Source organism: Microvirga sp. P4_A5, from assembly GCF_056402495.1.
Genome location: NZ_JBFUHH010000123.1, coordinates 1 through 10,836, shown reverse-complemented (window position 1 = coordinate 10,836; position 10,836 = coordinate 1). Strand labels below are relative to the sequence as shown.

The following is a 10,836-nucleotide window of genomic DNA, read 5'->3' as shown; positions in this document are numbered from 1 at the left end:
ACGTATCGCATTGGCAGCGAGCCTGACGCTTGCGCTTGCAGCCTGCCAGGATAACGGTTTCTCGCGCAGCTCCACGCGCCATCTTGCGCCCATTCCCGCCGCCACCATGTCGTTGATGGCCGCGAAGGGCATGTCGAAAAACGATCCGATCCTCATTCGCTCCTACAAGAAGGAAGCGGAGATGGAGGTCTGGAAGCGGTCGGCGAGCGGCAGCTACGCGCTGCTCAAGACCTATCCGATCTGCCGCTGGTCGGGCCAACTCGGCCCGAAGGTGCGCGAAGGCGACCGTCAGGCTCCCGAGGGCTTCTACACGGTCACGCCCGCCCAGATGAACCCGAATTCGGCCTATTACCTGTCGTTCGACACCGGTTTCCCGAACGCCTATGACCGCGCCCGTGGCGCGAGCGGCAGCGCCCTGATGGTGCACGGCTCGTGCTCGTCGCGCGGCTGCTTCGCCATGACGGACGAAAACATCGCCGAAATCTACGCCATCGCCCGCGAATCCCTCTCCGGCGGCCAGCGCGGTTTTCAATTCCAGTCCTATCCGTTCCGCATGACCCCGAAGAACCTGGCGCAGCATCGGCTCGATCAGAACATTGCGTTCTGGAAGAACCTGAAGGAAGGCTCCGATTATTTCGAGGTCACCAAGGATGAGCCCCGCGTCAGCGTGGCGGCGGGACGCTACCAGTTCAACGTGACGGACGAGACCGTGGTCGCCGAGGTCACCCGCAAGGCGCGCCAGGACGACCAGGCGGTGGCCGAACTCGTCTCCAGCGGCGTCGCCCCCGTCAAGGTCGTCTATCACGATGGCGGTTCGCACGAATCCTTCGTCACCGCGATGGCGGGCGTGGCCGGCTCCGAAGGTTCGCTCGTGGTCGACACCCGCATGCGCGACAAGTTCGGCGATGTCAGCCGTCCGGAAGGCCTCTCGTCAGGCCCGCAGGAAATCGCCCTCGACGATACGGGCAAGCCGAAGCGCGAGTTGCCGTCGACGGCTCTCGCCTTCGCGTCGGCCCCGAAGGCAGCCCCGGCTCCGGCCACACAGGCTCCTGCCGTAGCCGCTCCGGCGCCTGAAATGAAGGTCGCGTCGGCCACCCCGGCACCCGCCACCGGAACCGCCGATTCGCAGAGCCCCTTCTACAAGAAGATGCTCACCGGCATCGGCGACCTGTTCAGCTCCTCCTCGGCCCCGCAACCGGCCTCGGCTTCCCAGCAGGCCGCCGCTCCGGCGGCGGCGAGCCAGCCACGGGCCGTGGCCACCGCGAAGCCGGCCGGCCCGACGGCTGCGCCGCAGAAGCGCGCGCAGGCTCAAGGACCGGTCAACCTGGCGGCCGCGCAGTAAATCCGGCCGACCGGCCGCACCAAGAAACCCGCCTTCCGGCGGGTTTTTTTGTGCGCATAGCGGCCCGCCACGGCATTCCTCCCCTCGCTGGGAGCGGTTGGGCGCGAGTACCATCGAGGGGGCGTTGGCTGCGCTTCGATAAAACGCTTCGCCGACCCGCGCTCATGGGAACAGAAAGACCCCAGTCAGGTCGAGCCGGGCGGGACGAAGAAGCAGATGATGGCCTTCGTGGTCGGCTCGTCGCACAGATGAAAGTTCTTATCCGGCGATATCTTGGCGGTTCCGCGCCGGGCGACGCGGCCGTCCCACAGGTGCCAGCCGTCGGGGGCCTCGAGCGCCGTCTCGCCGTTTTCCTCCGACAGGGCCCGGCAATCGTTGTCGCCGCAGCACCAGGCCGGATACCAGTCATGCGCGCTCGTCAGGGACGGATCGAGGATTAAAGCGCCCGCCGACGCGACCACGAGCACCGCGCGAACCCAGCGCGGCATCGTCCCCCGCCGGATCCGGTCTGCGTTGCACGTCTGGCGGCGCTGAATCGACAAAGCGTTGAGCCTTCGCGAATCCTCACGGGCCTATCATGGCCCCAGCAAGGTGATGCGCAAGAGACTTTGCGGCCTCGGACGCAATCGAGCTTGCCTGCGAAGGCGGACGACCATGCCACGATTCCAAGGCACCGTCCGGCAGCCGACAAACGCGCCCTGCCCCCGCTTTTCATGCTATAAATCCCTCCCGGCAGGGACACCCGACCCATGATCCCACTCGGAAATCAGGCGGCGCGCGAACACAGCACATACGGTCCCCTTCTGGTGGCGGCGGTGGTGCTGGGACTTGTCGGGCTGCCGGTGGCCGTCTGGCTCGATCTGCGCAACTTGTCGGAGCGGACGCTCCGCAATCAGGTAAGCGAGATCAGCCGGGTCATCGATGACATGCGGGCCTTCTACGGCAGCGAGGTGGTGGGGCGCTTGCTGCAAGCGCCGCCGGGCCCCGTGACGATGACGCACAATTACCGCGATGTGCCGGGGGCGATCCCGATCCCCGCGACCTTGTCGATCGAGCTCGGCAATCGCATCAGCGCCCATGACGGCTCGGTAAAATACCGGTTCGTGTCCGACCTGCCGTTCCGGGGGCGCGAGGCCCACCCGCTTGACGATTTCGAGCAAAACGCCCTGCGTGCCTTGCGGGCGAACCCGGCCGAATCCGTCGTCGAGGCGTCGGGCTCGCTGCTCGCCCGCCAGATCCGCGCCGCGGCTCCGGTGGTGATGGGCGAGGTCTGCGTGAGCTGCCACAACAGCCACCCGGACAGCCCGAAGACCGACTGGAAGGTCGGCGACGTGCGCGGCATCCAGGAGATCTCGGTCACCCAGCCCATCGCCGCCAACGTGCTGTCGTTCAAATATCTCCTGATCTATTTCGGCCTCGCCGCCCTGGCGGGCCTGACATTCATCTTCCTGCAGCGACGGCAATCGGCGCTGGTGCAGGGGATGAACCGCGAGCTCGCGGAGACCAACGATTTCCTCGCCTCGATCTCGCTCAAGATCGCCAAATATCTGTCGCCGCAGATCTACAAGAGCATCTTCAGCGGGCAGAAGGACACCACCATCGCGACCGAGCGCAAGAAGCTGACGATCTTCTTCTCCGACATCAAGGATTTCACCGCCATCTCCGAGCGGCTCCAGCCGGAGGACCTCACGGCGCTGCTCAACGAATACTTCACCGAGATGTCGGCGATCGCCCTCAAGCACGGCGCCACGGTCGACAAGTTCATCGGCGATGCGCTGCTGGTGTTCTTCGGCGACCCGGATACGCAAGGCGTGGAGGAAGACGCCAAGGCCTGCCTGCGCATGGCGGTCGACATGCAGCACCGGCTCGAACAGCTGAACCAGATGTGGCACAGCCGCGGAATCGAACAGCCGTTCAGGGCGCGGATGGGCATCAATACGGGCTATTGCAATGTCGGCAATTTCGGCTCCGACGACCGGATGGACTACACGATCATCGGCGCCGAGGCGAACCTCGCCGCGCGCCTGCAATCCATCGCCCAGCCCGGCGGGATCTGCCTCAGCTACGAGACCTACGCCCTCGTGCGCGACCTCGTGCGGGCGCGTCCGCTCGAGCCCATCGACATGAAGGGCATCAGCCGGGAGGTCGTGCCTTACGAGGTCGAGGGGCTGCTGGGCGAGCTGGCGCAGCGGCCGCAGGTCATCAGCGAACACGCGACCGGGCTCGACCTCTTCGTCGATATCGAGGCCATCGACGATAACGGCGTGGAGCGGGCGAAGAAGCGGCTCTCGGAGGCGCTCATGGCGCTGACCGCCCGGAGCAACCCGGCGGCCTCTTGAGAGCGCCGGCGCGGCGTTGTCGCCGGAAGGCATGCGGTCCATAAGGGCCACGAGACCGACAGCGCGCAGGCCCTTTTCATGTTTCTCACCAACGCAGACATCGTCGAGCTTTCCGAATGGCGGCGCGGCCTCCATCGCGCGCCCGAATTGTCCGGCGAGGAAGTCAACACCGCCGGCGAGGTCGTCCGGTTTCTCACCACAACCGGCGCTGACCGGATCGTGACGGGGCTCGGCGGGCACGGCGTCGCGGCGATCTATGAGGGCGCGGAGCCGGGGCCGACCTTGATGTTCCGGGCGGAACTCGACGCGCTGCCCATCGAGGAAGTGTCGGACATCGCCCACCGCTCGAACACCCCCGGCAAGGCGCATCTGTGCGGGCATGACGGGCATATGGCGATGCTCRCAGGCCTCGCGCGGGGCCTCGGACGGCAGCGACCGGCACGTGGGCGCGCGGTGCTGATGTTCCAGCCCGCCGAGGAGGACGGGTCGGGCGCCGCCGCCGTGGTGGCGGACCCGAAATTTAACGAGCTCGCGCCGGACTTTGCCTTCGCGGTCCACAACATGCCGGGCATGCCGCTCGGCAAGGCGGCGCTCACCAGCGGGGTGGTGAGCTGCGCATCGCGGGGCATGCGCATCGTCCTCTCCGGCAAGACCGCCCATGCGTCGATGCCCGAATTCGGGGCATCCCCCATGCCCGCCATGGCGGCCCTGATGCCGGCGCTCACCGCCCTTGGCGGCGGCGGGCCGCTCGATGAGGGGTTTGCCATGCTGACCGTCACCCACGCGTCGCTGGGCGAGCCCGCCTTCGGGGTCGCGCCGGGACGGGGCGAGATCTGGACGACCCTGCGGACGCTCACCGATTCGCGCATGGCCGACCTGCGGGAACGGGCCGAAACCCTCGTCAGGCGGATCGCCGCCGAGACCGGCCTCGGCCTCGACATCACCTATCACGACGTCTTCCCCCATTGCGAAAGCGCCCCCGAACCCGTGGCCCACCTGCGCCGGGCGCTCGAGGCCGAGGAGATCCCCTTCGATCGCGGCCTCCTGCCCATGCGCGCCTCCGAGGATTTCGGCCATTTCAGCGCGCGCGCGCCGGTGGGGTTTTATCTGCTCGGCGCGGGCGAACGTCACGCGAGCCTGCACAACCCCGATTACGACTTCCCCGACGATCTCATCGCCATCGGCGCGCGGGTGTTCATGCGGATTTTGCGGGACAGTCTCGGATAGGCAGTGGATCAGGCCGGCAGGCCGGCATCGCGTAGGCGCCGCCGGAGCAGCTGCCTCGCCGCCCTGTCGCGATAGCGCTCCTTCATCATGAAGCTCGCAGCAGTGAGGTTCGGCTTGCTGGCGATGGCTTCCCGCACCAGCGTCGCGGCATCCTCCGGGCGACCAAGTGCCATCAACGAAGCGGCTCGGTACAGCCGAGAGCGAAAAGTCTGGAAGACCAGCTTTCCCAAGGCCAGAAGCGCCTCCTCGTAGCGTCCGAGCGCATAGAAGGAGATGCCGCGTTCCTCGATGCACCAGACGGGAAGGAGCGGGTCGAGAGCCTCTGCCTCGTCCAGCAGCTTCAAAGAATTCTCGCCCTCGCCGATAAACGTCGAGATGCCAGCGCACCGCGCCTTGATGTAGGCATCAGACGGGCTGAGCTCCATGGCGCGCCGCATCAGGGTTTCGGCCTGATCAAAGTTGTCCTTGAGCAATTCGAAGACCGACATGATGCGATTGGCTTCCGGATCGTAGGGGTCGAGTTCGAGCGCTCGGCGAATGTCAGGTTCGCTCTCCGCCAGGTCGAATTCCGGCAGGTCAGCGGCGGCGCAGACCCGCCAGGCGTAGGCCGACGCATAGTTCGGATCAGCCTCGATGGCGCGCGTGAACCAACGCATCGCGTCACGGGAATTCTCCTCCAGCACACCGCCAAGGCGGTGGTGGTCGATGCCGCGCAGCAGGCATTCGAACGCCGTCATGTTCTCGGGCCGCTTGCGGCGCGCCACGATCATGCTCGCATCCTCCATCCGGCCGAAGACGCGAGCGGCGATTTCGGCCGCGGTCTTGTCCAGAAGATCGAGAAGGCCTGCGAAGGGCCGCACCAGATTGGTGCTCCACACCACCGCGCCGTCCTCGGTCTCGGTAAGGGTAAGCCCGATGCGGACTTGGTCGCCGATCTTGCGCACCTGTCCCTCCAGCACGTAGCGCACCCGCAACGCGTCGCCGACCACGACGGGATCCAGGTTCGCGCCGCCGACCGCGAAGCTCGCGCTGCGCGAGCGAACCGAGAGACGGCGAAAGCGGGCGAGTTCGACGATGAGTTCGTCCGTCAGGCCATCGGCGAGGAAGCGCTGATCCTCATCTCCACCCATAACCCGGAAGGGCAGCACGGCGATGGACGACGCGGGCTTTTCGCCTACGGCCTGCGCTCGGGTGGGGGCAGACTGCAGCCGGTGCGGTGCCATCTCACGGGTCAGCCGGTAGATGTGGATCGGCGTGTCCAAATTCTTCAGATGGCGCTCGCCCAGATCCTCAAAATGGAAAGGCGAATTGCGGCGGATGCTGTCGAAGAAGACACCGCTCACGCAGATCGTGTCGGGCTCCGCCTCCTGTTGGATGCGCGCCGCCACGTTGACGCCGTCGCCCACCAGATCGTCCCCGCTGATCACGATGTCGGCAAGGTGCAGGCCGAAACGCAGCCGCAGCGGTTCTCCCTCGCCGTCCTCGCCGCCCGCGAGGGCGTTGCGGATTTCCGTGGCGCAGCGCAGGGCGTTGATGGGGCTTGCGAACTCCACCAGGGACGCGTCGCCCGCGGTATTGAAGACCCGGCCATCGAGGTCGGCCACCTTCCGGCGGATAAGCTCAAGGCAAGCGGCGACCCGATGGACCGTGCGCTCCTCGGCGGTCCCCATCAGGGACGAATAACCGACGATGTCGGCCACCATGATCGCAGCCAATCGGCGCTGCATCGAAAGCTCCGGGTTGGGGCCGGGTAGTGGACCACGCGCCTCATGCTACGCTCACCGGCCGCAACGCGAAACAAAAAGCCCAGCGCAGGCGCCAGGGGGCGCAGCCCTTCAACCTTGGCCGGGTCAGCGACAGCGGCGGAACGCCGTGGCCGATACTCCTTGCGGGAATATCCTCCGCCCCACCCTTGCCACGCCCCCCAATCCACGCTGAAATCCCTCCCGCAACCTCGGGGCATCCATGGTTCAAGGTCTTTCTTTAAGCGAAATATCCCATGTCATCGCGCTTGCCACGGCGCCGGCTTTTCTGCTCGGCGGGATCGTGGCGTTTCTGGCGTTGTTGCTGGCGCGCATGAACGGGCTGGTGGACCGGATGCGGCTGATCGACGATATCGACGACGCGGATGAGCGGCGGGCCCGGCACAAATCCGACCTGCCCACGCTGCGGCGCCGGGCGAAGCTCGTCCATCAATCCATGAGCCTGTCGGTTCTGTCGGCTGCCACCACGGCCTTTCTGGTGCTGATCGCGTTCGTGGGGGCCCTGCTCAACCTCCAGCTCGAATCGCTGATCGCCGTACTGTTCGTGTTCGGCCTCTTCGTGTTCATCGCGGCCCTGTGCCTGTTCGTGTTCGAGGCCTTCATCGCGCTCGGCGAAATCGATCCGGGGCCGTGACGGGCGGGCGTGAGCCTTGCCGATGGGCGGTTATCGTCGACAGCGCGTCTTTAAGCGGGACACTCCGTCATTCCGGGGCCGCGCGAGCGGAGCCCGGAACCCATCAACGCCGGGCTTTAAGACGGGAGCGACAACGGTCCCGCCCGATCTTGAAAAAGCTCGCGATTATGGGTTCCGGGCCCGGCTCCGCCGTCCCGGAATGACGGATGTCACTGCCCGGCCATCACGGCGGGCTGCCGGCGCGTCAGGAGAAAGGCGTGGGTGGCCGGGTCAAGCCCGGCCATGACGGCCGAGGGGGCGGCGCGCGGCGCGGCGTGAGAATGACGTGGGGTGGCCGGGTCCCGCCCGGCCATGACCGCGTGGGGGTGGAGACGCCGCGCTTTAAGCCACGAACTGCCCGTGGCAATGCTTGAACTTCTTGCCCGAGCCGCAGGGGCAGGGTTCGTTGCGGCCGACGCGGCCCCAGGTGGAGGGGTCGGTGGGGTCGCGCTGGGGGGCGCGGTCGAGGACGGGCGCGGCGGTGGCGCCGAAGCCCATCGGCGATCCGAAGGACCCTGCCATCTCGTTCTCGCCGGTTGCCGGGTCGAGATGCTGGCCGAACATCGGCGGCAATTCGGCGGGCTCGGGCTGCTGGAACACCACCTGGATGCGCATGAGCTGGCCGGTGACCTGCTCGCCCAGATGACCCACGAGGTTGTTGAAGAGCTCGAAGGCCTCCGACTTGTATTCGTTGAGCGGATCGCGCTGCGCGAGGCCGCGCCAGCCGATGACCTGACGCAGATGGTCGAGGGTCACGAGATGCTCGCGCCAGAGATGGTCGAGACTCTGGAGCAGGACCTGCTTCTCCACATAGGTCATGACGTCGGAGGAATTCGCCTCGATGCGCTGCGCATAGGCCTCGTTCGCCGCCTTGGTGATGCGCTCGCGGATCTCGTCGTCGGCGATGCCCTCTTCCTTCGCCCATTCGTCCACCGGCAGGTCGAGGTTGAGGAAGTTCGCAACGTCAGCCTTCAGGCCCGCGACATTCCACTGCTCCGCATAGGCGTTCTCGGGGATCGCGCGGGACACGATGTCCTCGATGACGCCGTGGCGCATGTCGTCGATGGTGCCGCGGACGCTCTCCTCCGCCATGAATTCCTTGCGCTGCTCGAACACGACCTTGCGCTGGTCGTTCATGACGTTGTCGTATTTCAGGATGTTCTTGCGGATGTCGAAGTTGCGCGCCTCGACCTTCGCCTGCGCGCGCTCGATCGCCTTGTTGATCCACGGATGGACGATGGCCTCGTCCTCCTTCAGCCCGAGCTTGGACAACATGCCGTCCATGCGGTCGGAGCCGAAGATGCGCATCAGGTCGTCCTGCAGCGACAGGAAGAACCGCGAGCGGCCCGGATCGCCCTGGCGACCGGAGCGGCCGCGAAGCTGGTTGTCGATGCGGCGGGATTCATGCCGCTCGGTGCCGAGCACGTAGAGACCGCCGGCGGCGAGCGCCTTTTCCTTGAACGAGTCGATCTCGGCCTGGACTTCCTTTTCGCGCGTCGCGCGCGCCTCGCCCTCGAGGCCCACGAGCTCGCGCTCGATGCGCATCTTGGCGTTGCCGCCGAGCTGGATGTCGGTGCCCCGACCCGCCATGTTGGTGGCGATGGTGATGGCGCCGGGCACGCCCGCCTGCGCCACGATGAAGGCTTCCTGCTCGTGGAAGCGCGCATTCAGCACGGCAAAATGGCGGATGCCCTTGCCCTCGCGGGCGGCCTTGTAGAGCGGCTCCAGCGCGTGCGGGTTGTCGAAATCGATGAGCGTGAAACCGTCCTTGATGAGAAGCTCGGCGAGGTGCTCGGATTTCTCGATGGAGGTCGTGCCGACGAGCGTCGGCTGGCCGCGCGCGGAGGCGGTCTCGATCTCGCGGATGATGCCTTTGTATTTCTCGTCCGCCGTCCGGTAGACCTCGTCGTCCTCGTCGAGGCGCGAGACGGGCCGGTTGGTCGGCACCTCGACCACGTCGAGGTTGTAGATCTCCATGAACTCGTCGGCCTCGGTGGAGGCCGTGCCGGTCATGCCCGCGAGCTTGGAATAGAGGCGGAAATAGTTCTGGAACGTGATCGAGGCCAGCGTCTGGTTTTCGGGCTGGACCTGGACGTGTTCCTTCGCTTCGAGCGCCTGGTGCAGGCCTTCCGAATAGCGCCGGCCCTGCATCATGCGGCCGGTGAACTCGTCGATGATGACGACTTCGTTGTTGCGGACGATGTAATCCTTGTCGCGCTGGAACAGGGTGTGGGCGCGAAGCGCCTGGTTCATGTGGTGGACCAGCGTGGCGTTCTGCGCGTCGTAGAGATCGCCTTCCGTCAACAGGCCGGCATCGCGCAGCAATTGCTCGATCTTGCCTGTGCCGTCCTCCGTGAGCGACACCGAGCGCTGCTTCTCGTCGAGGTCGTAATCGGCGCGGTCGAGGCGCGGGATCACCACGTCGATGGCGTTGTAGAGGTCCGAGCGGTCGTCGAGGGGACCGGAGATGATGAGCGGCGTGCGCGCTTCGTCGACCAGGATCGAGTCGACCTCGTCGACGATCGCGAAGTTGTGGCCGCGCTGGACCATCTGCGCCATCTCGTACTTCATGTTGTCGCGCAGGTAGTCGAAGCCGTATTCGTTGTTGGTGCCGTAGGTAATGTCGGCCTGGTAGGCGGCGGCGCGCTCCGCATCGTCGAGACCGTGCACGATGACGCCGACTTCGAGCCCGAGGAAGCGGTAGATCTGGCCCATCCATTCCGAGTCGCGGCGGGCGAGGTAATCGTTCACCGTCACCACGTGCACGCCCTTGCCGGCGAGTGCGTTGAGGTAGACCGGCAGGGTCGCCACCAGGGTCTTGCCCTCACCCGTCCGCATCTCGGCGATCGAGCCCTCGTGAAGGACCATGCCGCCGATGAGCTGGACGTCGAAGGGACGCTGGCCGAGGGTCCGCTTGGCGGCCTCCCGGACGGTGGCGAAGGCCGGAACCAGGATATCGTCGAGGGTCTTGCCGGCGGCAAGCTCGGCCTTGAACGCATCGGTGCGGGCGCGCAGCTCGTCATCCGAGAGTTTCGCGAGTTCAGGCTCCAGCGCGTTGATCGCCTCCACCTTGGGCTTAAAGGACTTCAGCCGGCGCTCATTGACCGAGCCAAAGATTTTCTTCGCGAGAGAACCGAACATCGAAAGCCTTCAGACTACCAGGAATTGAGGAGGGGCGGTTTGGGGCCGCCTTATAGACCTAATAACGAGGGAGCGCATCTTAAAGACTGCGCCCCCGGTGGCGCAGCCCTATATGGCCCGCGACCGAGCCCGGGAAACCCCATTGCGAGCGATCCTGTGACATAAATATGCCATCGCTTGCAAACGTAAACAGACTAGGCCATCGATCGACCCGGTTCATGGGCGACCAAAGCTCATCAGAGGATCCAATGTCAGTGTTATCATCTCTTCGGAATAATCTTCTCGCTTTCGGCGCAGCGCTGCCCCTGATGGCCGGCGCCGCCTACGCCCAGACCCCGCCCGCCGCCGCGC

General features: G+C 65.9%; 7 protein-coding genes. 4 read left to right on the top strand and 3 right to left on the bottom strand.

All coding sequences use genetic code 11. From position 1 onward, the window contains the following. Positions 1–1,342 (top strand): L,D-transpeptidase family protein (locus tag AC1DVM_RS20810; protein WP_477257642.1); only part of this gene is annotated, 1,342 nt, incomplete at its 5' end. Positions 1,343–1,527: 185 nt separating this feature from the next. Here AC1DVM_RS20810 and AC1DVM_RS20805 read toward each other — a convergent pair. Beyond that, the gene (locus AC1DVM_RS20805; RefSeq protein WP_477257640.1) at positions 1,528–1,830 is read right to left on the bottom strand and encodes a hypothetical protein; all 303 of its coding nucleotides are present in this window, start codon (positions 1,828–1,830) and stop codon (positions 1,528–1,530) included. Between the two features lie 261 nt (positions 1,831–2,091). On the opposite strand from AC1DVM_RS20805, the gene AC1DVM_RS20800 reads away from it, so the two are divergent. Continuing rightward, the gene (locus tag AC1DVM_RS20800) at positions 2,092–3,681 is read left to right on the top strand and encodes an adenylate/guanylate cyclase domain-containing protein (protein WP_477257638.1); all 1,590 of its coding nucleotides are present in this window, start codon (positions 2,092–2,094) and stop codon (positions 3,679–3,681) included. A 78-nt stretch (positions 3,682–3,759) separates the two neighbouring features. Further along, positions 3,760–4,908 (top strand): amidohydrolase, encoded by a 1,149-nt coding sequence (locus AC1DVM_RS20795; protein ID WP_477257636.1) that lies wholly within the window; start codon positions 3,760–3,762, stop codon positions 4,906–4,908. 8 nt (positions 4,909–4,916) lie between these two features. Here the strand turns inward: AC1DVM_RS20795 and AC1DVM_RS20790 are convergent, their stop codons facing one another. Further along, the gene (locus AC1DVM_RS20790) at positions 4,917–6,635 is read right to left on the bottom strand and encodes an adenylate/guanylate cyclase domain-containing protein (protein WP_477257634.1); all 1,719 of its coding nucleotides are present in this window, start codon (positions 6,633–6,635) and stop codon (positions 4,917–4,919) included. Positions 6,636–6,873: 238 nt separating this feature from the next. Between AC1DVM_RS20790 and AC1DVM_RS20785 the strand changes: the two genes are divergently transcribed. Continuing rightward, the gene (locus AC1DVM_RS20785; protein WP_477257632.1) at positions 6,874–7,305 is read left to right on the top strand and encodes a DUF2721 domain-containing protein; all 432 of its coding nucleotides are present in this window, start codon (positions 6,874–6,876) and stop codon (positions 7,303–7,305) included. Positions 7,306–7,686: 381 nt separating this feature from the next. On the opposite strand, the gene secA is transcribed toward AC1DVM_RS20785, so the two are convergent. Further along, positions 7,687–10,485 (bottom strand): preprotein translocase subunit SecA, encoded by a 2,799-nt coding sequence (gene secA / locus AC1DVM_RS20780; protein WP_477257630.1) that lies wholly within the window; start codon positions 10,483–10,485, stop codon positions 7,687–7,689. Between the last annotated feature and the right edge of the window lie 351 nt (positions 10,486–10,836).